Source organism: Cupriavidus sp. 01L43, assembly GCF_056399925.1.
Genome location: NZ_JBFTSH010000001.1, coordinates 68,504 through 89,869, shown reverse-complemented (window position 1 = coordinate 89,869; position 21,366 = coordinate 68,504). Strand labels below are relative to the sequence as shown.

The following is a 21,366-nucleotide window of genomic DNA, read 5'->3' as shown; positions in this document are numbered from 1 at the left end:
CCCGAAACTTTCTGCCGGCCTGCGCAGCATCCGTCACCGGAGGGTTCGTCGATGCGGCCCGTCAGTCGGCCGGCTTCAGCGCGGCCAGGTCGTCCGCCGTGAGCCAGCGCCATTCGCCCGGCGCCAGCGCCGGATCGAGCTGCAGGCGGCCGATGGCACTCCGATGCAGCCCGCTCACATGGTTGCCGGCGGCTGCCACCATGCGTTTCACCTGGTGATACTTGCCCTGGATCAGCGTCAGCCGCAGGCTGTGTTCGCCGGTGATCTCGCAGCCTTCGGCGGCGATCGGGGCCGGTTCGTCGTCGAGTTTCACGCCGGTGCGCAGTGCCTCGGCCTGCGCCTCGGTCACGGGCTCGGCCGTGGTTACCTCGTAGAACTTCGGCACCTTGCGCTTGGGCGAGGTCTGGGCGTGGATGAACTGGCCGTCGTCCGTCAGCAACAGCAGGCCCGTGGTGTCGTGGTCGAGCCGGCCCACGGCCTGTACTTCGCGCTGACGCAGCGGCACCGGCAGCAGGTTGTAGACGCTCTCGTGGTGTCGCGGCCGCTGCGAACACTCATAGCCGGCGGGCTTGTGGAGCATCAGGTAGGCCTTGGTGCAGGCCAGCCACGCCTCGCCATCCACGGTCAGTTGCAGGCCATCCACCTCGAAGCGTGCGCCGGGGTCTTCGCATAGCTCGCCGTTGACCTCGACGAGCCCGGCGGCCACGAGGTCGCCACAATAACGGCGCGTGCCGAAGCCTTGGGATTGCAGAATTCGATCGAGTGTCATGGCCATGGGAATGCTCTGAAATGCGGATGTGATGCCGGGGTATCCATATGTTAGGGTACGACGATGCCAAGATCGTCCCAGCCCCAATCGATGGATGCCGCCGGCCGCGCGCCGTATCGTATCGAACAACGGTTCGAACGCGGCCTGGTCTGGTTCCGGCGCGACCTGCGCGCCGACGACCACGCGGCGCTGCATTATGCCCTTAAGCACTGCCGGCAGGTATGGTGCGTGTTCGTCTTCGACCGCGAGATCCTCGATCCCCTGCTGGAACGGGGGCTCCAGGCCGACCGTCGCGTCGACTTCATCCTGCGCTCACTGGCCCCGCTGCACGCGGCCCTGAGCCAGTGGGGCGGCGGCCTGATCGTGCGCGATGCCAAGGCCCGCGAGGCGATCCCGCAACTCGCAGCCGCCCTCGAGGCCGAGGCGGTCTTCGCCAACCACGACTACGAACCGGCCGCCAACGCCCGCGATGCCGCCGTGCGCGATGCGCTGGCCGCCGATTCCCGCGTGCTGTTCACCTTCAAGGACCAGGTCATCTTCGAGGCCGACGAGGTCCTGAACGGCCAGGGCGCCCCGTTCGCCGTGTTCACGCCCTACAAGAACGCGTGGCTGCGCACGGTGCAGCCATTCGACCTGCGCCCCTATCCTGTGGATAAGTACCGCCACGCACTGGCGCCGGTACCGGCCCCCTATCGCCGGGACCTGCCCACGCTGGCCGACCTGGGCTTCGCGCCGAGCAACCTGCCCGAGATCGCCATGCCCACCGGCTCGGACGGCGCCCACGCGCTGTTCGACGAATTCCTGGACCGGATCGGCGACTACGGCCACCGCCGCGACTTCCCGGCACTGCGCGGGCCGAGCTACCTGTCCGTGCACCTGCGCTTCGGCACGATCTCGATCCGCACCCTCGCCCGCGCCGCCCACGAGACCGTGCTGCGCGGCGGCGCCGCCAGCGCCGGGGCGGCGGTATGGCTCTCGGAACTGATCTGGCGCGACTTCTACTTCATGATCCTGCATCACCACCCGCGCGTGGCCGAAGGCAAGTCGTTCCACCCCGAGTACGACGGCCTGCGCTGGATGTCCCCGCAAACCGGCGACCGCTATTTCCAGGCGTGGTGCGGGGCGTCCACCGGCTATCCGCTGGTGGATGCGGCGATGCGCCAGATCCGCCAGAGCGGCTATATGCACAACCGGCTGCGGATGGTGACGGCGAGCTTCCTGGTCAAGGATCTGGGCGTGGACTGGCGGCGCGGCGAGCAGTATTTCGCCGATCAGCTCAACGATTTCGACTTCGCGGCCAACAACGGCGGCTGGCAATGGGCGGCGTCCACAGGCTGCGATGCGCAGCCCTACTTCCGCATCTTCAACCCAATCACGCAATCGGAAAAGTTCGACCCGAACGGTCAGTTCATCCGCAAGTACCTGCCGGAACTGGCCCGGCTGCCAGACAAATACCTCCACGCGCCGTGGACGGCGCCGGAGGCCGTGCTGGCCGAGGCCGGGGTGCGACTGGGTGAGAATTATCCGAGGCCGATCGTGCAGCACGACGTAGCCCGGCAGGAGACGCTGGCGCGCTACGCGGTGGTGAAGGCGCCGAAGGCGAAGGCAGCCGCCCGGGCGAAGCTGGCGGAAGAGGAAAGCTGAGCCATCGGCTCAGGCCGCCAGCATCGCACTTTCCCGATAATGCCGTTGGGCATCCTCGGGGCGCTCCGTTTCCTCGAACAGACGGGCCAGCGCCAGATGCGTGCGCACGCGGAGCCGGACTTGCGACTCCGGGTTGGCGTACTTCAGCGCGCGCTCGAAGTTCGACTGGGCCTTGCCCCAGAGCTGCTCGCCCAGGCACAGCACGCCCAGCGTGTAGTACAAATCCGCATCGGCCGGATGTTCGGCCAGCCATTTCTCGGCCTGCTGGATCTGGGGCAGCGCCTTGCCCGGCTCGGCGCATTCGGCATAGCGCTGCACGAGGCGGCTGTCCCAGTTGACCCGGAGCGCTTCCTCGACAATGCGCCGCGCCTCGTTCTGGCGGCCCAGCGCCGAGAAGTAGCGCGCCGCCGGCTCGGCGATGCGCACCGCGTGCCGCTCATCGGGCGACAGCGAGCGCCAGAAGTGGTACAGCCCTTCCGCGTCATGGCGACGCTCGTCGAGCATCGCCTCCACCGCCAGCTGCTTGAGCCGCAGCGCCAGCACCGGGTGCAGCGCGTTGCGCTTCTCGAGCGAGCGTGCCAGCCGCAATACCTCGGTCCAGTTCTTCAGATGCTGGTGCGCACGCAGCGCAATCCGTTGCACGTGGATCTGCCGCCCGCCCTGCGACTGCAACTGGGCGATGGTTTCCAGCGCGCCCTCGGCGTCACGGGCATCGACCAGCAATTCGGCCATGGAAACCAGCCGCGCCTGAGCGCGCTCGGGGTCCGTGACCTGCGCCATCCAGGCGTCGCGGCGTTCCGATTCCTGCATCCGGTGCGCGGCCCGGGCGCCCACGAGGGCGGCGGTCTGCGCCTGTTCCGGCCACGCCTGGGCATCGCGCGCGGCGCGCTCGGCGCGGGCGAAACGTCCGGCAAACAGGTTTTCGATCGACTCGCGTAGCGCGGCCTGCGCCTTGCTCATGCGGCTGCGTTCGCGGTAGGCGGCAGCGCGGCGCGGCATCTCGGAGAGGTGCCGGAACGTGGTCAGGATCGTCCACACCCCGAAGAACAGCAGCAATAGCAGCGCCAGCGTGAGATTCAGGGACATTTCCACCCGGTACGGCGGGTAGAACAGCACCACGTTGCTGTGGTTGAACTGCGTGAACAGCGCCAGCCCGACGGCGCCGGCGAACAGGACCGCTACCCAGAACAGAAGTCGCATGGCTACTCCTTCTTCAGGGCACGCAGCGCGCCAAGGCTCTCGGCCATGGTCGGCAGCGAGACCGAGACCGCGCTGGCCTGCGCCTGCTTGAGCAGGGTCAGCACGCCCTGCACGCGGCGCGAGCGGGTATCGAAATATCGCGAAATCAGCGCCTGGGCGGCGGCGAGGTCATTGCGGAACACCGGCTCGTTGCGCGACAGCAGCGCCAGCCGCGCGTTGAGCAGGCGCAGCTTCACGTTCTCGCGCAGGAACCAGCCCTGGTCGCCGGAGAGCAGCAACGCGTTGGCGTCGTCCACCTTGCGGATGCGAATCACCTGCCCCATCTCGGCCAGCACGTAGTGCCAGAGCCGCACGAAGGCGTTGCCGGATTCGGGCGTCGGCTGGATATTTTGTGATGCTTGCGCCGCGCTGGCGGGCTTGCCGTTCTCGCCGGGCGTGCGGTCGAGCATGCGTTCGCCGGACAGCAGCGGCAGCACGTCGATCTGGTTGATCGACTCATCGAGCTTGATCGCGGCACCGGTCAGGTCCGTATCCGGCACGGCTTTCATGCGGGCGATGTCGCGCGCCAAGGCCCGGCGCAGCTGGTTGTACTGCGGCTTGTCGGCCCGCGCGAGCCGCGCGTCGGCGCTTTGCAGCGCGGCCAGCGCCACTTGCACGTTGCCGCTGAGCTGGAGCTGCTGGCCGGCGTTGGTCAGCAACTGCTGGATCTCGGCAATTTCCCAGTCGTCACGGTTGCGCATCAGGTCCTGGTAGACCTGCTCGAGCGCCACCTGCTTGTCGCGGGTCTCGACCACCTGGCCGTCCAGCGCGCCGACCTTGGCCTGGAGTTCCTTGACCGTCTCCTGCGCGTTGCGGGACAGCACCCGGGTCTCCTGGACCAGCGCGTCGTTGTTCTGCTGGCGCCGCGCCAGTTCCTGCGTCAGATGTTCCACGCGCAGTTGCAGCCACCAGAAGCCGGCCGCGGTGGCCAGCACGATGACGGCGGCGACAATCCACCACGGGTTCATGCGGCGCGGTGCGAACGCAGCGGTGGGGGCACTGGCGGCAGGAGCCGCAGGCGGCGCGACATGCGGCGGCGGGGCCGATGCCGCAGCGGCTGCGGAGGCTGAAGAAGAGGAGGACGTAGTGTCTGGCGTCACGCGATCAACCTTCGTTGACGGGGAATCTGGAACCGGCGCGCGCGGGGTTGGCGTCGGAGCGACGGCCACCACCGGGGTGTCGGATGAATCTGGGCGGACCAGCGCCTCCGCCGGCCCCGCGTGGGCATCGGCCCACTGCGTGCAGGCGGCCAGCAGGCCGGCGTCGCCCGGCGCGGCGGGCAGCACATGGGCGAAGCCCAGCGCGTTCGCCTGCGCGGCAATTCTCGCATGCGGCGCAATGCACTGCATCTGCTTCAGACGCTCGTGTTCCTGCGGCGACAGGTGCAACCGGGCCAGCGCGTCGAGGTTGCGCACGGCTTCGGAACTGGTCAGCAGCCACGCGCAGGGCGGCGCGCCCGGCTTCAGGTTATCGCGCACGGCCTGCCATTGCATGGACGTGGGCTCCGGCAGTGTGCGGCTGTATGCCTCCACGGCGTCGACGGTGGCGCCGGCATCGCGCAGGCGATCGCCGAGCCAGTCGCGCCCGCCGTTCCCCCGTACGATCAGCACGCGCTGGTTCGAGAACGCGCCGGGCGAAGTGTCGAGTTCGGACCAGAGCGCCTCGGAATCGAAGCGCGCCGGTTCATTGTGGATTTCCGCGTTGCCATGCGCCCCGGCCGGGGCCACCACGCGATAGGCAGGCGCGGCAATGCCGCGTTCGGCCAGCGCCGCCACGCTCGACGGCCCGACCACCGCCACCGGCACCTGGGCCGGCCATTGCGGCAGCGCCGGCGCGTTCTGCACGTTCGCCAGCGCATCGAGCGCGAACGAGACCGCATTGGGGCTGACGAAGACCACCAGCGCATAGTCGGCGAGCCGGGCCAGCGCTGCGCGCAGCGCGGCGTCGTCGGCGGGCGGGCCAATGGCGAGCAATGGGAAGCCGAGCACGTCCAGTCCAGCGGACTGGAGCGCCTCGGTCAGTTGCCGGGACTGCCCGGCAGGTCGCGTAACTACGACGGTCGGGCGGGGCATCGCGCGCGCCTCAGGTCGGACCCGCCGCGGCAAGCGCCGCCAGCACGTCATCGGCACCGCGCGCCAGCAGGTCGCCGGCCACCGATGCGCCGAGCTGCTCGGCCGCCTCCAGCGTGTCCACCGCCCGGGCCGCATGCGCGCGTATGTCGCGGCTGCCGTCTGGCAGGGCCACGAAGGCGTCGAGTTGCAGGGCATCGCCACGCCAGCGGGCATGGGCGCCCAGCGGCACCTGGCAGCTACCGCCCAGCCGGCGCGACACGGCGCGCTCGGCCGACACCGCCAGCAGCGTCGGCGTATGGTTCAGCGGCGCCAGCCATGCGGCGAGTTCGGGTCGATCGGAACGGATCTCGATACCCAGTGCGCCCTGCCCGGCCGCCGGCAGCGAGGCCTCCGGCTCGATCAGCGCGCGGATGCGCTTGCCCAGGCCCAGCCGCTTCAACCCGGCCGCAGCCAGGATGATCGCGTCGAATTCACCGGCGTCCAGCTTGCGCAGGCGGGTGTCGAGGTTGCCGCGCAGCGGCTTGATGACCAGATGGGGATAGCGGGTGCGTAGCGCGGCTTCGCGGCGCAGGCTAGACGTGCCGACCACGGTGCCGGGCGGCATCTCGTCCAGCGACGCGAAGTGCGACGAGACCAGCGCATCGCGCGGGTCTTCGCGTTCCATCACGGCCGTGAGCGTGAAGCCGGCGGGCAGTTCCATCGGCACATCCTTGAGCGAATGCACGGCCAGGTCGGCGCGGCCCTCGGCCATCGCCACCTCCAGCTCTTTCACGAAGAGCCCTTTGCCGCCTACCTTGGACAAGGACTTGTCGAGAATTTGATCACCCCTTGTCGTCATGCCGAGAATGGACACATCGCACGAGGGATAGTATTGTTGCAACGCAGCACGTACATGTTCAGCCTGCCACATCGCCAGCCGGCTTTCGCGCGAGGCGATCACGAGCTTGTGCGGCATGCTGCGGGATACGGCAGCGGACGAAGAAGACGGAGACGCAGGTGCTTGCATGCGCGCATGTTAGCACGCACCCCGGCGGCCTCAGGCCCCGGAATGCGCCCGAAATCGCTTCGCCGCGTATCGGACATGACCAGGGCGCCTTCAAGGCGACCGGCACCTTATAAAAGACAGAGGAGATGACTGCATGACCCAGCCCGTCGCGCGCCCATCGGGCCGCACCCGTACCACCCCTGCCCGCAAGTCCGCCAAGACCACCGCTGCACCACGTGAAGCGGAAGGCACTTCCGCCGCCCCCGCGAAGCCGCGCGCCGCCCGTGCCAAGCTGGCCGTGGTGGCCACCAATGGCGCGACGGTCGCCGATGCAGCCATCGCCGCGACCTCCCCCGCGCGCCGTACCGCCGACAAGGACCTGCCGCTGCGCGAGGACATCCGCTTCCTGGGCCGCCTGCTGGGCGACTGCGTGCGCGAACAGGAAGGCGAGGCGGCGTTCGATCTGGTTGAGACAATTCGCCAGACCGCCGTGCGCTTCCGCCGCGAGAACGACCGCGCCGCCGGCGCCGAGCTGGACCGCCTGCTCAAGCGGCTGTCGCGCGACCAGACCAACCAGGTGGTGCGCGCCTTCAGCTATTTCTCGCACCTGGCCAATATCGCCGAGGACCAGCACCACAACCGCCGTCGCCGCGTGCACGCACTGGCCGGCTCGCCGCCGCAGCCGGGCAGCCTGGCCCGCGCACTGGAAGCCATCGACGCCGCCGGCGTTACCGGCAAGCAGCTGCGCAAATTCCTCGACGAAGCGCTGATCGTGCCCGTGCTGACCGCCCACCCGACCGAGGTGCAGCGCAAGAGCATTCTCGACGCCGAGCGCGAAATCGCCCGCCTGCTGGCCGAGCGCGACCTGCCGATGACCGCCCGCGAGCGCGACCACAACACGGCGCAACTGCGCGCCCGCGTGACCACGCTGTGGCAGACCCGCATGCTGCGCAACAACCGGCTGATGGTGGTGGACGAGATCGAGAACGCCCTCTCCTATTACCGCACCACCTTCCTGCACGGCATTCCGCGCCTGATGGCCGAGATGGAGGAAGACATCGCCGCCGTCTTCCCGACCAGCAAGAAGGGCAAGGCCGGCACCGCGCCGGCACCGCTCGCCCCGTTCCTGCAGATGGGGTCGTGGATTGGCGGCGACCGCGACGGCAATCCGAATGTGACCGCCGAGACACTCCAGCACGCCGCGCGCGAGCAATCGCAACTGATCATGGCGTGGTATCTCGACGAACTGCACGCGCTGGGCGCGGAGTTGTCGATGTCGTCGCTGATGGTGGATGTCAGCCCGGAACTGATCGCGCTGGCCGATGCCTCGCCGGACCATTCCGACCATCGATCCGACGAACCGTACCGCCGGGCGCTGATCGGCATGTACGCGCGGCTGGCCGCCACCTCGCAGAAGCTGACCGGCCATGAGGCCCAGCGCCACCCGGTGGCCGACGTGGCCCCGTACGACAATGCCGAGGCGTTCGCGGCCGATGTCCAGGTCGTGATGGATTCCCTGCGCACCCACCATGGCGTGGCGCTGGCCCAGGCGCGCATCGACGCGCTCCAGCGCGCCATCGCCATCTTCGGCTTCCACCTGGCCTCGGTGGATATGCGCCAGGTGTCCGACGTCCACGAGGCCGTGATCGCCGAACTGTTCGCCGCCGCCGGCGTGGAGCGCGACTACGCCGCGCTGCCCGAGGCCCGCAAGCGCGAACTGCTGCTGGCCGAACTGCGCCAGCCGCGGCTGCTGACCATGCCGTGGCACGAGTATTCCGAGCAGACGCGCAGCGAGCTGGCGATCTTCGCCATGGCGCGCGACCTGCGCGCCCGCTACGGCAAGCGCGTGGCCCGCAACTACATCATTTCGCATACCGAAACGCTGTCGGATCTGATCGAGGTCATGCTGCTCCAGAAGGAGTCCGGCATGCTGCGCGGCACGCTCGGCAGCAAGACCGATCCGGCGCGCATGGAGCTGATGGTCATCCCGCTGTTCGAAACCATCGAGGACTTGCGCAACGCGGCCGGCATCATGCAGTCGCTGCTGGACCTGCCCGGCTTCGACTCGGTCATCGCCCATCACGGCGTGGAGCAGGAGGTGATGCTCGGCTATTCGGATTCGAACAAGGACGGCGGTTTCCTGACGTCGAACTGGGAGCTGTACAAGGCCGAGCTGGCGCTGGTGAAGCTGTTCGAGGCGCGCCGCGTGAAGCTGCGGCTGTTCCATGGCCGGGGCGGCACCGTGGGGCGCGGGGGCGGCCCGACCTACCAGGCCATCCTGTCGCAGCCCCCGGGCACCGTGAACGGCCAGATCCGGCTGACCGAGCAGGGCGAGATCATCAACAGCAAGTTCGCCAATGCCGAAATCGGCCGGCGCAACCTGGAAACCGTGGTAGCGGCCACGCTCGAGGCCTCGCTGCTGCCCACGCAGAATGCGCCGAAGGACCTGGAATCGTTCGAGGGCGTGATGCAGCAGCTGTCCGACCGCGCCTTCACCGCCTATCGCGACCTGGTCTACGAGACCCCGGGCTTCAAGGACTACTTCTTCGCCACCACGCCGATCACCGAGATCGCCGACCTGAACCTGGGTTCGCGGCCGGCGTCGCGCAAGCTGATGGACAAGAAGAACCGCAAGATCGAGGATCTCCGCGCGATTCCCTGGGGCTTCTCCTGGGGCCAGTGCCGGCTGCTGCTGCCGGGCTGGTTCGGCTTCGGCAGCGCGGTCAAGGCGCTGGTCGATGAGGCGCCGGACGAGAAATCGCGCAAGGCCACGGTGGCCACGCTGCGCCGCATGGTCAAGAGCTGGCCGTTCTTCTCGACGCTGCTCTCGAACATGGACATGGTGCTGGCCAAGACCGACCTTGCGGTGGCCTCCCGCTACGCGCAACTGTGCGAGGACGCCGCGCTGCGCAAGAGCGTGTTCGCGCGCATCAGCGCCGAGTGGCACCTGACCAGCGACATGCTCGCGTTGATCACCGGCCGCCAGGAGCGGCTGGCCGACAACCCGCTGCTGGCACGCTCGATCAAGAACCGCTTTGCCTACCTGGACCCGCTGAACCACTTGCAGGTCGAACTGCTCAAGCGCTACCGGGCAGGCAAGGACGGCGACGACGTGCGCGTGCGGCGCGGCATCCACCTGACCATCAACGGCGTGGCGGCCGGGCTGCGCAACAGCGGCTGATCGACATCGACATCGACATCGACATCTAGCCGACGAAGGCCCCGGGCACGGGGTCTTCGCCGAGCGCCGACAGCAGCACGGCCCAGTGCATCGCCTCGTCCCCGAGGATGCTGCCGGCGGCCCGGGTCAGTTCGCGGTTGTGGAAATTCGGCAATACGCCGAGGTAGGCCGCCGTGGCGCCCTTCTCCAGCCCGGCCGCGAAGCGCAGCACATCGGCCTGCGTCTTGAGTTGTTCGGCGGGAAAGTTGTAGTCCCCCGGCTTCTTCGCCGTCACCGGCGTGCCGCCCAGTTTGCTGACGGTACCCGCCAGCACCTGCGCGTGGGCCTTGTGATGGCCCTGGAACTTCACGGCGGTGTCCAGCACCGGCTTCTGCAGCAAGCCGCTTTCCGCGCCCACCTGATAGGCCGCAATGGCCTGGTATTCCAGCCCGAGCGCGACATTGAGGATGTTGATGTCATCGCGGGTGCTGCCCGACTGGGTCTGCGCCCAGGCCGGCATCGATTCGCCCAGCGAAAACACCGCGAGCGAGCCGAGCGCAAACAGCCCGGGGGCCTTCAGCAGGCTGCGCCGGCGGGCATCCGGCAGGGTGACGATGTGCGATGCGGCGGCGGGACGTTCTTCCAGAGTGGCCATGACGGTCTCCTGTTCCTTTTGGGGGGAGGCGCGCCACGGGTTGGCGCACCTGTCCGCATATACGCGGCAGCGCGCCAGACGGATGCAGCCGATGCGGTCCATCGACTTTCCGTCCTTTCCAGCCTTTCCAGCCTTTCCAGCCCATTCTTCCTATACTCAGGCGGAGCCCCTAGCCCCGCCCCCGTGCCTGCTTCCCTGCCCTCCTCCGCGGATGCCCACGCAAACCCTGCTCCTCCCGAAGCGGCGGCGCAGCCGGACCCTGCCGCGCGGCTGGCGGGCCTGCTGCAGGACATCGCCCTGGGCGACCGCCCGGCGCTGCGCGCGCTCTATGACCTCACCGTGACGAAACTGTTTGGCCTGGCGCTGCGTATTACTAATAGGCGGGATTGGGCGGAGGACGTCGTGCAGGAGAGTTTTGTCAGCATCTGGCATCACGCCGGCGACTATCGCCCCCACGTGGCGGCCCCCATGACCTGGATGGCCGCCATCGTGCGCAACCGGGCGCTGGACTGCCTGCGCCGGCAGGCCGCCGCGCGGGGTGGCCAGCCGGCACAGCCCGATGACGACCTGGAAGCCTGGTTGCCCGACGACCGCGCTGGCCCCGCAGATGCCGCGCTGGCGAGCGAACGCGCGGCGGCACTGGCCCGCTGCCTGCAACGGCTGGAACCGTCGCAGCGGCAGGCCATCGCCCTCGCCTATCTGCGCGACCTGAGCCACACCGAACTGGCGGCCCAGCTACAGGTGCCGCTCGGCACCATCAAGTCGTGGATCCGGCGGGGGCTGGAGCGGCTGCGCACCTGTCTGGAGGGGCTGGCATGAGGCTCACCGGCCATCCTGACCTGCTCGACCGTCTGGCCGCCCAATATGCACTGGGGGTGCTGCGCGGCGGCGCGCGGCGCCGGCTGGAGCGGCTGGCGCACGAGGAGACCGCCGTGCGCGCCGCCATCGAACGCTGGCAGGCACGCCTGACCGGGCTGGCGGAGTTGCAGCCGGCGGCCCAGCCAGTCGACAAGGTCTGGTGCGGCATCGAACAACGGCTGGGCTGGCAGGCCGCCCCGCTCAAGCTGAAGGCGCCGCCCCCGCGCCACTGGTGGCAGGCCTTCCAGGACGCCCCGGTGCTGCTGCGCATGGCCTCGGCGGCGCTGGCCTTGCTGGCGCTGATGGCCGTGGGGGTGTCGCAATGGCTGGTGAACCAGCGCGAGCAGGCGCCGACGATGTCCGCCGTGGCGATCCTGAACGATGATCAGGCTCGGCCCGCCGTGGTTGTGCTCTGGGATGCCCCCGCCAGCACGGTCACCGTGCGCCGCCTGGATCACCTGAAGCTGGCCGACCAGCAGGTGCTCCAGCTCTGGGCCCTGCCGGAAGGCGGCAAGCCGCAGTCGCTGGGGGTGATCGGCCGGCGCCACGAGGTGCGGCTGGAAGTGAAGCGCGCGCCGGACAGCGTGCCGGCGCTCGCCATCAGCATCGAGCCGCCGGGCGGCTCGCCCAGCCCGGACGGGCCGTCTGGGCCGGTGGTGTTCCAGGGCCGGGTGGTCGCCCAGCCGGCTTGAGGCGAGGTAACGTCCAACGGGCGCGGAATCCGTCCCCGGGGGCGATATAATCGCGGTTTCCCGAATTTCGCCAGCGCCCGCCGCCGTTCGCGGCGCGCGCAACAACTGTCCCCTCGCCCATGACCTCCCAACTTGCCAAGAAAGGCGAAGCCTGGTCCGCCCGCTTCTCCGAACCGATGTCCGACCTGGTGAAGCGCTACACCGCATCGGTCTTCTTCGACAAGCGCCTGGCGCTGTTCGACATCGCCGGGTCGCTGGCCCATGCGGCCATGCTGGCCAAGCAAGGCATCATCGCCGAGGCGGACCGCGCCGAGATCGAGCGTGGCATGACGCAGATCCGTGGCGAGATCGAGTCCGGCGCGTTCGAGTGGAAGCTCGACCTCGAGGACGTCCACCTGAATATCGAGGCCCGCCTGACCGCGCTGGTCGGCGACGCCGGCAAGCGCCTGCACACGGGCCGCTCGCGCAATGACCAGGTGGCCACCGACATCCGCCTGTGGCTGCGCAGCGAGATCGACAACATCATCGGCCTGCTGGGCGCCCTGCGCGCCGCGCTGCTGGACCTGGCCGAGCAGAACGCCGACACCATCCTGCCCGGCTTCACCCACCTCCAGGTGGCCCAGCCGGTCACCTTCGGCCACCATCTGCTGGCCTATGTGGAAATGTTCACGCGCGACGCCGAGCGCATGGTCGATTGCCGAAAACGCGTCAACCGCCTGCCGCTGGGCGCCGCCGCGCTGGCCGGCACCAGCTACCCGATCGACCGTGAGTTCGTGGCGTCCCAGCTTGGTTTCGACGGCGTTTGCCGCAATTCGCTCGACGCCGTCTCCGACCGCGACTTCGCGATCGAATTCTGTGCCGCCGCCGCGCTGGTGATGACGCACGTCTCGCGTTTTTCCGAAGAACTGGTGCTGTGGATGAGCCCGCGCGTCGGCTTCATCGACATCGCCGACCGCTTCTGCACGGGCAGCTCGATCATGCCGCAGAAGAAGAACCCGGACGTGCCCGAACTCGCCCGTGGCAAGACCGGCCGCGTGAACGGCCACCTGATCGGCCTGCTGACGCTGATGAAGGGCCAGCCGCTCGCGTACAACAAGGACAACCAGGAAGACAAGGAACCGCTGTTCGACACGGTGGACACCGTGGTGGACACGCTGCGCATCTTTGCCGACATGGTGCCGGGCATCACCGTGAAGCCGGAGGCCATGCGCGCCGCCGCGCTGCAGGGCTACGCCACGGCCACCGACCTGGCCGACTATCTGGTCAAGCGCGGCCTGCCGTTCCGTGACGCCCACGAGGCCGTGGCCCACGCCGTGCGCGCCTGCGACGACCGCCGCTGCGACCTGGCCGACCTCACCGTGGCCGAGCTGCGCGAGGTCTCCGGCCTGGGCGACAAGTCGAGCCTGATCGGTGACGACGTGCACGCCGTGCTGACGCTGGAAGGCTCCGTGGCCGCCCGCGATCACATCGGCGGCACCGCGCCCGCCCAGGTGCGCGCCGCCATCAAGGCTGCCCGCGCCGCGCTGCAAGGCTGAACGGTCCGCCCCGGACCGCCCGAAATTCGCCGAAATACGTAGCACCCGGGGCGGCTGTCCTGCCGCCCCAACCCCTCCCTTCCTCTCTTACTCCCTCCCGCAGGCCCCTCGCACACCATTTTGGTGATTCGCGCAACGCCTTCTGCCTCAAATCGCGGCAAAAATGTGACGAACTGGGGATTCACCCTAGCGAAGCCGTGCATCGGAAGACGTAGACTAACGCGCCACCCCTGTATCCCCCGTCAGTAGCCCCTTAGTACCCATTAGGACGATCACATGTCTTTCCTCATGAAAATCTCGCGGCTTATCGATGCCGTGAACGATTTCATCGGGCAGTGGGCGAAATGGCTGGTCCTGCTTGCAGTGCTGATCTGCGCCGGAAACGCCATCATTCGCTACAGCTTCAGCATCAGTTCCAACGCCTGGCTCGAAATGCAGTGGTACCTGTTCGCGGGGGTCTTCCTGCTCGGGGCACCCTACACCCTGCGCCGCGACGAGCATGTGCGCATCGACGTGGTGGCGGGCCACCTGTCCGAGCGCAAGCAGGTCTGGATCGACATCTTCGGCGTGCTGTTCTTCCTGCTGCCCATCTGCTGCATCATCCTCTGGCTCGCGATTCCCTACTTCTGGCTGTCCTATGCCGGGCATGAGATGTCGGGCAACGCCGGCGGCCTGATCCGCTGGCCGGCCAAGTTCCTGATCGTGGCGGGCTTCTTCCTGATGATCCTGCAAGGGATTTCCGAGTTGATCAAGCGCATCGCCTACCTGAAGGGCCTGCTGCCGTTCTCGGCGTTCCGCAAGCACGCGCTCGATCCGGCCGAGGAAATCGCCGCGATCGCGCAGGCCGCATCGCCCGGCCGGTCGGAAAAACAATAAGAGGTCGCCACGATGACGCATTTCCTTGCCGCGAACATGGCGCCGATCATGTTCGCCAGTCTGGTCGTATTCCTGTTGTCGGGGTTCCCGATTGCCTTCGCACTGGCCGCCAACGGGCTGTTGTTCGCCTTTGTCGGCATCGAGCTGGGCATGCTGCCGCCCTCGCTGCTCCAGGCGCTGCCGAACCGGCTGTTCGGCATCATCGAGAACGACACCCTGCTCGCCATCCCGTTCTTTACCTTCATGGGGCTGATCCTGGAGCGATCCGGGATGGCGGAAGACCTGCTCGATACCATCGGCCAGCTGTTCGGGCCGATCCGGGGCGGGCTGGCCTATGCGGTGATCTTCGTCGGGGCGCTGCTGGCGGCCACCACGGGCGTGGTGGCGGCATCGGTGATTTCGATGGGGCTGATCTCGCTGCCGCTGATGCTGAAGTACAAGTACGACAAGCGGCTGGCCTCGGGCGTGATTGCGGCGTCCGGCACGCTGGCGCAGATCATCCCGCCGTCGCTGGTGCTGATCGTACTGGCCGACCAGCTCGGCCGCTCGGTGGGCGACATGTACAAGGGCGCATTCGTGCCCGGCCTGGTGCTGACCGGCATGTACATGCTCTACGTGCTGCTGGTGACCCTGATCCGCCCGGCCGCCGCGCCGGCGCTGCCGATCGAGGCGCGCACCTTCCGTGAGGAAAGCGGTGCGACCGGCTCGCGCTCGGTCCTGGTGCTGACCGTGCTGTCCATCGCCGTGGGCGTGGCCGTCGACAAGCTCTACAAGCCGGAGGCGCCGCTCGACGAGCGCCTCGTGCTCTCGGTGGGCGCGGCCATCCTGTTCGCCTTCGTGGTGGCGGTGATCAACAAGGCGCTGAACCTGAAGCTGCTGTCGCACATGGCGGAAAAAGTCACATTTGTGCTGATTCCACCACTCGCACTGATCTTCCTGGTGCTCGGCACGATCTTCCTCGGCATTGCCACCCCCACCGAGGGCGGCGGCATGGGCGCACTCGGCGCGCTGGTGCTGGCGCTGATCAAGCGGCGGCTGAACCTGGGGCTGACCAAGCAGGCGATGGAGTCCACGCTGAAGCTGTCGGCGTTCGTGATCTTCATCCTGATCGGCGCCCGGGTGTTCTCGCTGACCTTCTACGGCGTGGACGGCCACCTCTGGGTGGAGCATCTGCTGACGGCGCTGCCGGGCGGCCAGACCGGCTTCCTGATCGCCGTGAACGTGCTGTTCTTCCTGCTGGCGTTCTTCCTGGACTTCTTCGAACTGGCATTCATTTTGGTGCCGCTGGTGGGCCCGGTGGCGGACAAGCTCGGCATCGACCTGATCTGGTTCGGCGTGCTGCTGGCGGTGAACATGCAGACCTCGTTCATGCACCCGCCGTTCGGCTTCTCGCTGTTCTACCTGCGCTCGGTGGCGCCGCGCGAGGTCAAGACCACCGATATCTACTGGGGCGCGGTGCCGTTCGTCGTGATCCAGCTGGTCATGGTGGCACTGATCATCATGTTCCCGGGGCTGGTCAGCACCGGTACGGAGGTCAAGCAGGACCGCAGCATCACGCGTGACCTGAGTATCGACCTGGAAACGAGCCGGCCCAAGGCGCCCTCCCCCGCGACGCCGGCGGCGCCGGGCGCCTCGGCACCAGCCTCGGGCGGCGGGCAGCTGGAGCTGCCCACGCCGTCGCAGGACAGCGAACCGGCGGCGCCACAGTTCGAGTTCGAGAAGAAGAAGTAATGGTGCGCGGCTGAAGCGCCCCCCAGAGTACTGACGAACCCCACACTTTTCGGAGTGTGGGGTTTTTGTTTTTGATGCAGGGCAAGTTGAGCGAGAGCAATAGCGCGCATGCGTTGATTCGGTAGTGTCGATGCTCTCCGTCGAACTGCCAACAAGGAAACATGCATGCTTCCTGTCGCTCGACTGGGCGATATGCATCTCTGCCCAATTCATGGCACTTCAGCCATAACGTCCGCATCCGCCGATACCAACGTCAATCATTTTGGCGCCGCGCGCGTTGGCGACGCCTGCGCCTGCGGTGCAGTGCTGACTGCAGGCTTTCCGTCTATCACAGTCGGCAATATGCCCTTGGCCTATTCGGGCAGCCCGACCACTCACGGCGGGACCATCACCTCCGGCAGCTTCGATACGGCTGGAGGCTTCCTTTGGGGCGGTGCGGCAAGCTATGTCGTCGTCGACTTTGCCAAGATGGGCGCCGTGCACCCGGGTGGGCTGGTGAATCGATCGTTGATGGCCGCGCTATTGGCCGATCCGCATCTGGAGCAGCGTGCCGCGATGGCGGGAGCATTGTTGATGCGCCCCGGGAATATCGCCGCTTCATCGACGCCCGAATGGATCGCGGTCGCCGGGAGCCAGCACGACCGGGGTTCAGGTAACAAGATGATGTTTATCGGTCAGGCCGTGCGCGAGCTGGCCGAATTCAGGCGCCACAAGGCCGCATCGACAAGGACGCTGGTGTTGTTCACGCCGGCGTATAGCGAAGCCATGCTAGAAGCTGCGGCGAAGTCGGCCGATGTCTATGGGCGGCTCTTGTTCGCGTAACGAGCGCCGATGCGCTGATTCACTATCTGAATCATGGCAAGGACCGGAAGCAGTCGCCGATCGAGCGCCTGTCCTTGTTCAGTCACGGCGTGCCACAACGCATCGCTTTCGGTTATCAGCTCGGCAGGGACCTTCAAATGTCCCTCGACGTGCTGAGTTACAACCGAATTTCACCGTTGGCATTTTCCCGCTCCGCACAGATCGACAGCTATGCCTGCCGGACCGGCATGGGCAACCGCCCTGACTACCCCATCGAAGAAGGGGTTCAATTCTTTCCGCAAACCAATGAAAGTCTGGCGCAACTGCTGGCTAACCATTTGCGAGTGAAGGTGCGTGCCTATATTCGCCGCTCGGATTACAAGAACACTTGGGGGACGTTCGAAGAACGTCAGTTAGGGAAACTCTGCAGGGCCAGTGATAACGCCTTGCCTGCCGAAGAATGGTGCAAGAGGTGGGTCGAACTGAATGAGGAGCGGGAGAAATTCAACGGCAAGCACGATTTTACCTACCAGAACATTGGCGCGACTTACCCCGTTGTATCGGGCGATACGCCCATTGCCGTGCCGGGAGGCCTGTTTGAATTTATACCGAAGTAAGATTGTTTGGGTCGCAGCAATCGCCTCGTTGATTCCTGCATACTGTGGCGTAAAGATGGTGACGAGCAAATATCACAGCGATTTTGGTAACGGCGTGGTGATCTATGCCGACGATTATGTAAATACGGGGCTATGGGTGCTGCACTGCGGCCATTCTCGGTTGATCAGCCGAGAACCGATTCCGGTCCCTTTCGACGAACTGGAACGCACCAAGCAGTTCAAGATATGGAATTCCCCCATAAGCAAAGCGGATGAACAACCCGCCAAGGAGGCGCTGGCGGCCATTACGAGCGTTCCCCACTGGTATAGGCACCTGCGCTATCTCTATTCCGGACTCAACGATAACAGCGACTTGAGTGCCCACATGTTCGATCTGATAGCAGAACACGCTGGCCGATCATGGGGCGTGTGGGTTCGTCAATCCCTCAGCCATTACGGCGAATCTGACGGCTTTACCTTGTCCATCGAACCCTACGACCCCGAAACCTACGTGGACTACGACAAGGCCTTTCAGGCCGCCATCAAGAGCTGCCCTGCGCCACAATGAATCCACATAAAAGCGACGCTTTATGACCTTGAATTTCTACCGAAGTAAGCTTAAGTGAAGTGATACGGACGCCAACAAAAAAACGCCTCGCAACCGCGAGGCGTTTTTCTTGGTTCGAGTGAGGCCCGGCTTACTGCTTCACGCAGTCCACAAAATAAGCCTTCTGTCCGTCCACCTCATCTTCCACCAGACCGTGGATGTCGGTTTCAAATCCCGGGAACAGCTTGTTGAACTCGCGTGCGAACTTCAGGTATTGGACGATGGTCCGGTTGAAGCGCTCACCCGGGATCAGCAGTGGAATGCCCGGGGGGTACGGCGTCAGCAGGATGGCGGTGACGCGGCCTTCCAGTTCGTCCACGGGAACGCGCTCGATCTCGCGATGGGCCATCATCGCCCAGGCGTCGGACGGCTTCATCGCCGGCTCCATGTCCGACAGGTACATCTCCGTCGTCACGCGCGCCACGTCGTTGGCCTTGTAGACGCTGTGGATCGCATCGCAAAGGTCGCGCAGGCCCATGCGCTCGTACTGCGGGTACTTGCCGACGAACTCCGGCAGCACGCGCCAGAGCGGCTGGTTCTGGTCGTAATCGTCCTTGAACTGTTGCAATTCGGTGACGAGCGAGTTCCAGCGGCCCTTGGTGATGCCGATGGTGAACATGATGAAGAACGAGTACAGGCCCGTCTTCTCGATGATGATGCCGTGCTCGGCCAGGTACTTGGTGACGATGGCGGCCGGGATGCCGCGCTCGCTGAACTCGCCGTCCACGTCCAGGCCCGGGGTGATCAGGGTGGCCTTGATCGGGTCGAGCAGGTTGAAGCCGTCGGCCAGGTCGCCAAAGCCATGCCAGCGCTCGTTGGCCTGCAGCATCCACGCCTCGCGGTCGCCGATGCCGTCTTCGATCAGCGCGTCCGGGCCCCAGACCTTGAACCACCAGTCGCCGTTGTTGCCGGCCTCGTAGTCGCCCTCCACCTTGCGCATGGCGCGGCGGAAGTCCATCGCTTCCTGGATGCTTTCCTCGACCAGCGCGGTGCCGCCCGGGGCTTCCATCATCGCCGCCGCCACATCGCACGAGGCGATGATCGAGTACTGCGGGCTCGTCGAGGTATGCATGAGGTAGGCCTCGTTGAACCGGTATCGGTCCAGCTTGCGGGTCTCGGAGTCCTGCACGAGGATCTGGGACGCCTGCGACAACCCGGCCAGCAGCTTGTGGGTGGACTGCGTGGCGAACACCAGCGCGTCCTTGCTGCGCGGGCGGTCACGGCCGATCGCGTGCATGTTGCGGTAGAAGTCGTGGAAGGCGGCGTGCGGCAGCCAGGCTTCGTCGAAGTGCAGCGTGTCGATCTCGCTCGCCAGCATCTCCTTGATCTGCTCGGCGTTGTACAGCACGCCGTCGTAGGTGCCCTGGGTGATCGTCAGGATGCGCGGCTTCTGGTTCTTGGCCTTGCTGGCGAACGGGTGGTTGGCGATCTTGCGGCGGATCGTCTCCGGGTCGAACTCGCTCTTCGGGATCGGGCCGATGATGCCGTAGTGGTTGCGCGTCGGCATCAGGAACACCGGAATCGCGCCGGTCATCATGATCGCGTGCAGGATCGACTTGTGGCAGTTGCGGTCCACCACCACGATGTCCCCCGGCGCCACGTTGGCATGCCAGACCATCTTGTTCGAGGTCGACGTGCCGTTGGTCACGAAGTACATGTGGTCCGAGTTGAAGATCCGCGCGGCGTTGCGCTCGGATGCCGCCACCGGGCCGGTGTGGTCCAGCAGCTGGCCCAGCTCGTCCACGGCATTGCAGACGTCGGCGCGCAGCATGTTCTCGCCGAAGAACTGGTGGAATACCTGCCCCACCGGGCTCTTCAGGAACGCCACGCCGCCCGAGTGGCCCGGGCAGTGCCACGAGTACGAGCTGTCCTGCGCGTAGGCAATCAGGGCCTTGAAGAACGGCGGCGCCAGGGTGTCAAGGTAGACGCGGGCTTCGCGGATGATGTGACGCGCCACGAACTCGGGCGTGTCCTCGAACATGTGGATGAAGCCGTGCAGCTCGCGCAGGATGTCGTTGGGGATATGGCGCGAGGTGCGCGTCTCGCCATACAGGAAGATCGGCAGGTCCGAATTGCGGCGGCGCACTTCGTTCACGAAGGCGCGCAGCTTCTCGATGGCGGCGGCTTCGGGCTGGTCATCGGCGCGCACGAACTCGTCGTCGTCGATCGAGACAATGAACGACGATGCCCGGCTGGACTGCTGGGCGAACGAGGTCAGGTCGCCGTAGCTGGTCAAGCCCATCACTTCCATGCCTTCGCGCTCGATGGCCTCTGCCAGCGCGCGGATGCCCGAGCCGGAAATGTTCTCGGAGCGGAAGTCTTCGTCGATGATGATGACGGGGAAGCGGAATTTCATCGGTCGATCCTTGATGAGAAGGCTTTGGAAAGACTTGAGCCACATGGCCGCCGGAAGGCTCCCCCCGGGCGGCGTCATGTGGCTCTTTCGTCAGAATTGGGCGGCCGTCGGTCCGGACGCCGGCATTGTAATGCGGTCAGGTCTTCGGCAGTGTGACACCGTGCTGGCCCTGGTACTTGCCGCCGCGGTCGGCGTACGAGGTCTCGCAGATTTCGTCGCTCTCGAAGAACAGCACCTGGGCGCAGCCCTCGCCGGCGTAGATCTTGGCGGGCAGCGGAGTGGTGTTCGAGAACTCCAGCGTCACGTAACCTTCCCACTCGGGCTCGAACGGGGTCACGTTGACGATGATGCCGCAGCGCGCGTACGTGCTCTTGCCCAGGCAGATGGTCAGCACGCTGCGCGGAATGCGGAAGTACTCCATCGTGCGGGCCAGCGCGAACGAGTTCGGCGGGATGATGCAGACATCGCCCTTGAAGTCCACGAAGGACTTCTCGTCGAAGTTCTTCGGGTCGACGATGGTGCTGTTGATATTGGTGAAGATCTTGAACTCGTCCGCGCAGCGGATATCGTAGCCGTAGCTCGAAGTGCCGTAGGAGACGATCTTGCGGCCGTCCTCCTCCCGTACCTGGCCGGGCGCGAACGGCTCGATCATGGCGTGCTGTTCCGCCATGCGGCGGATCCACTTGTCGGATTTGATGCTCATATTGGCTGGCGGAATGGACGATGGGCGGCGCCCGGCCGAGCCGGTGCCGCTGGAATGGGGCGCATTGTACAACCAATCCGCCTGCGA

17 protein-coding genes are annotated in these 21,366 nt (G+C 66.4%); 10 read left to right on the top strand and 7 right to left on the bottom strand.

Annotation, left to right across the window (positions count from 1 at the left end):
- Window positions 1-61 precede the first annotated feature (61 nt).
- A complete protein-coding gene (locus AC1DP9_RS00410) occupies window positions 62-769 on the bottom strand; it encodes a pseudouridine synthase (RefSeq protein ID WP_441590675.1) in 708 nt (235 codons plus the stop codon).
- A 63-nt stretch (window positions 770-832) separates the two neighbouring features.
- Here AC1DP9_RS00410 and AC1DP9_RS00405 point away from each other — a divergent pair, with 63 nt between their 5' ends.
- Entirely contained in the window at window positions 833-2,413 is a 1,581-nt protein-coding gene (locus AC1DP9_RS00405; protein WP_477106312.1) for a cryptochrome/photolyase family protein, read from the top strand.
- Window positions 2,414-2,422: 9 nt separating this feature from the next.
- On the opposite strand, the gene AC1DP9_RS00400 is transcribed toward AC1DP9_RS00405, so the two are convergent.
- The 3 genes from AC1DP9_RS00400 to hemC are packed head-to-tail and all read right to left on the bottom strand — an operon-like array spanning window position 2,423 to window position 6,730.
- The gene (locus AC1DP9_RS00400; RefSeq protein ID WP_092290649.1) at window positions 2,423-3,613 is read right to left on the bottom strand and encodes a heme biosynthesis protein HemY; all 1,191 of its coding nucleotides are present in this window, start codon (window positions 3,611-3,613) and stop codon (window positions 2,423-2,425) included.
- 2 nt (window positions 3,614-3,615) lie between these two features.
- Window positions 3,616-5,724, bottom strand: a complete 2,109-nt coding sequence (gene hemDX, locus AC1DP9_RS00395) for a fused uroporphyrinogen-III synthase HemD/membrane protein HemX (protein ID WP_477106311.1) — start codon at window positions 5,722-5,724, stop codon at window positions 3,616-3,618.
- Between the two features lie 10 nt (window positions 5,725-5,734).
- The gene (hemC, locus tag AC1DP9_RS00390; RefSeq protein ID WP_477106310.1) at window positions 5,735-6,730 is read right to left on the bottom strand and encodes a hydroxymethylbilane synthase; all 996 of its coding nucleotides are present in this window, start codon (window positions 6,728-6,730) and stop codon (window positions 5,735-5,737) included.
- Between the two features lie 133 nt (window positions 6,731-6,863).
- On the opposite strand from hemC, the gene ppc reads away from it, so the two are divergent.
- Window positions 6,864-9,890 carry a phosphoenolpyruvate carboxylase gene (ppc, locus tag AC1DP9_RS00385; protein ID WP_477106309.1) on the top strand — a complete coding sequence of 1,009 codons (3,027 nt, stop codon included), beginning with the start codon at window positions 6,864-6,866 and terminating at the stop codon, window positions 9,888-9,890.
- A 25-nt stretch (window positions 9,891-9,915) separates the two neighbouring features.
- On the opposite strand, the gene AC1DP9_RS00380 is transcribed toward ppc, so the two are convergent.
- Entirely contained in the window at window positions 9,916-10,524 is a 609-nt protein-coding gene (locus AC1DP9_RS00380) for a ferritin-like domain-containing protein (protein ID WP_477106308.1), read from the bottom strand.
- A gap of 195 nt (window positions 10,525-10,719) precedes the next feature.
- Here AC1DP9_RS00380 and AC1DP9_RS00375 point away from each other — a divergent pair, with 195 nt between their 5' ends.
- The 8 genes from AC1DP9_RS00375 (at window position 10,720) to AC1DP9_RS00340 (ending at window position 18,181) form a co-directional block, all read left to right on the top strand.
- Window positions 10,720-11,343: a sigma-70 family RNA polymerase sigma factor gene (locus tag AC1DP9_RS00375; RefSeq protein ID WP_369823375.1), complete on the top strand. Its 624-nt coding sequence runs from the start codon at window positions 10,720-10,722 to the stop codon at window positions 11,341-11,343.
- Window positions 11,340-12,074, top strand: a complete 735-nt coding sequence (locus tag AC1DP9_RS00370; protein WP_477106307.1) for an anti-sigma factor — start codon at window positions 11,340-11,342, stop codon at window positions 12,072-12,074. Before AC1DP9_RS00375 ends, AC1DP9_RS00370 begins: the two co-directional genes overlap by 4 nt.
- Window positions 12,075-12,193: 119 nt before the next feature.
- A complete protein-coding gene (argH, locus tag AC1DP9_RS00365) occupies window positions 12,194-13,609 on the top strand; it encodes an argininosuccinate lyase (RefSeq protein ID WP_477106306.1) in 1,416 nt (471 codons plus the stop codon).
- A 276-nt stretch (window positions 13,610-13,885) separates the two neighbouring features.
- Window positions 13,886-14,485, top strand: a complete 600-nt coding sequence (locus tag AC1DP9_RS00360; protein WP_477106305.1) for a TRAP transporter small permease subunit — start codon at window positions 13,886-13,888, stop codon at window positions 14,483-14,485.
- Between the two features lie 12 nt (window positions 14,486-14,497).
- Window positions 14,498-16,216, top strand: coding sequence for a TRAP transporter large permease (locus tag AC1DP9_RS00355; RefSeq protein WP_477106304.1), 1,719 nt, complete (start codon window positions 14,498-14,500; stop codon window positions 16,214-16,216).
- 165 nt (window positions 16,217-16,381) lie between these two features.
- Window positions 16,382-17,038: a PAAR domain-containing protein gene (locus tag AC1DP9_RS00350; RefSeq protein ID WP_477106303.1), complete on the top strand. Its 657-nt coding sequence runs from the start codon at window positions 16,382-16,384 to the stop codon at window positions 17,036-17,038.
- Between the two features lie 137 nt (window positions 17,039-17,175).
- A complete protein-coding gene (locus AC1DP9_RS00345; protein WP_477106302.1) occupies window positions 17,176-17,634 on the top strand; it encodes a hypothetical protein in 459 nt (152 codons plus the stop codon).
- Between the two features lie 55 nt (window positions 17,635-17,689).
- Window positions 17,690-18,181 (top strand): hypothetical protein, encoded by a 492-nt coding sequence (locus AC1DP9_RS00340; RefSeq protein ID WP_477106301.1) that lies wholly within the window; start codon window positions 17,690-17,692, stop codon window positions 18,179-18,181.
- A gap of 130 nt (window positions 18,182-18,311) precedes the next feature.
- On the opposite strand, the gene AC1DP9_RS00335 is transcribed toward AC1DP9_RS00340, so the two are convergent.
- Together AC1DP9_RS00335 and dcd are read right to left on the bottom strand one after the other, a co-directional pair.
- Window positions 18,312-20,576 (bottom strand): Orn/Lys/Arg family decarboxylase, encoded by a 2,265-nt coding sequence (locus tag AC1DP9_RS00335; RefSeq protein WP_441645494.1) that lies wholly within the window; start codon window positions 20,574-20,576, stop codon window positions 18,312-18,314.
- Between the two features lie 136 nt (window positions 20,577-20,712).
- On the bottom strand, window positions 20,713-21,279 hold the full coding sequence (gene dcd / locus AC1DP9_RS00330; protein ID WP_092290905.1) for a dCTP deaminase: 567 nt from the start codon (window positions 21,277-21,279) through the stop codon (window positions 20,713-20,715).
- Window positions 21,280-21,366 lie beyond the last annotated feature (87 nt).

Excerpts from the sequence above, each read along its gene's own strand:
- AC1DP9_RS00410 (WP_441590675.1), bottom strand. The coding sequence starts at position 769 with ATGACACTCGATCGAATTCTGCAATCCCAAGGCTTCGGCACGCGCCGT.
- AC1DP9_RS00405 (WP_477106312.1), top strand. The coding sequence starts at position 833 with ATGCCAAGATCGTCCCAGCCCCAATCGATGGATGCCGCCGGCCGCGCG.
- AC1DP9_RS00400 (WP_092290649.1), bottom strand. The coding sequence starts at position 3,613 with ATGCGACTTCTGTTCTGGGTAGCGGTCCTGTTCGCCGGCGCCGTCGGG.
- hemDX (WP_477106311.1), bottom strand. The coding sequence starts at position 5,724 with ATGCCCCGCCCGACCGTCGTAGTTACGCGACCTGCCGGGCAGTCCCGG.
- hemC (WP_477106310.1), bottom strand. The coding sequence starts at position 6,730 with ATGCAAGCACCTGCGTCTCCGTCTTCTTCGTCCGCTGCCGTATCCCGC.
- ppc (WP_477106309.1), top strand. The coding sequence starts at position 6,864 with ATGACCCAGCCCGTCGCGCGCCCATCGGGCCGCACCCGTACCACCCCT.
- AC1DP9_RS00380 (WP_477106308.1), bottom strand. The coding sequence starts at position 10,524 with ATGGCCACTCTGGAAGAACGTCCCGCCGCCGCATCGCACATCGTCACC.
- AC1DP9_RS00370 (WP_477106307.1), top strand. The coding sequence starts at position 11,340 with ATGAGGCTCACCGGCCATCCTGACCTGCTCGACCGTCTGGCCGCCCAA.
- argH (WP_477106306.1), top strand. The coding sequence starts at position 12,194 with ATGACCTCCCAACTTGCCAAGAAAGGCGAAGCCTGGTCCGCCCGCTTC.
- AC1DP9_RS00360 (WP_477106305.1), top strand. The coding sequence starts at position 13,886 with ATGTCTTTCCTCATGAAAATCTCGCGGCTTATCGATGCCGTGAACGAT.
- AC1DP9_RS00355 (WP_477106304.1), top strand. The coding sequence starts at position 14,498 with ATGACGCATTTCCTTGCCGCGAACATGGCGCCGATCATGTTCGCCAGT.
- AC1DP9_RS00350 (WP_477106303.1), top strand. The coding sequence starts at position 16,382 with ATGCTTCCTGTCGCTCGACTGGGCGATATGCATCTCTGCCCAATTCAT.
- AC1DP9_RS00345 (WP_477106302.1), top strand. The coding sequence starts at position 17,176 with ATGTCCCTCGACGTGCTGAGTTACAACCGAATTTCACCGTTGGCATTT.
- AC1DP9_RS00340 (WP_477106301.1), top strand. The coding sequence starts at position 17,690 with ATGGTGACGAGCAAATATCACAGCGATTTTGGTAACGGCGTGGTGATC.
- AC1DP9_RS00335 (WP_441645494.1), bottom strand. The coding sequence starts at position 20,576 with ATGAAATTCCGCTTCCCCGTCATCATCATCGACGAAGACTTCCGCTCC.
- dcd (WP_092290905.1), bottom strand. The coding sequence starts at position 21,279 with ATGAGCATCAAATCCGACAAGTGGATCCGCCGCATGGCGGAACAGCAC.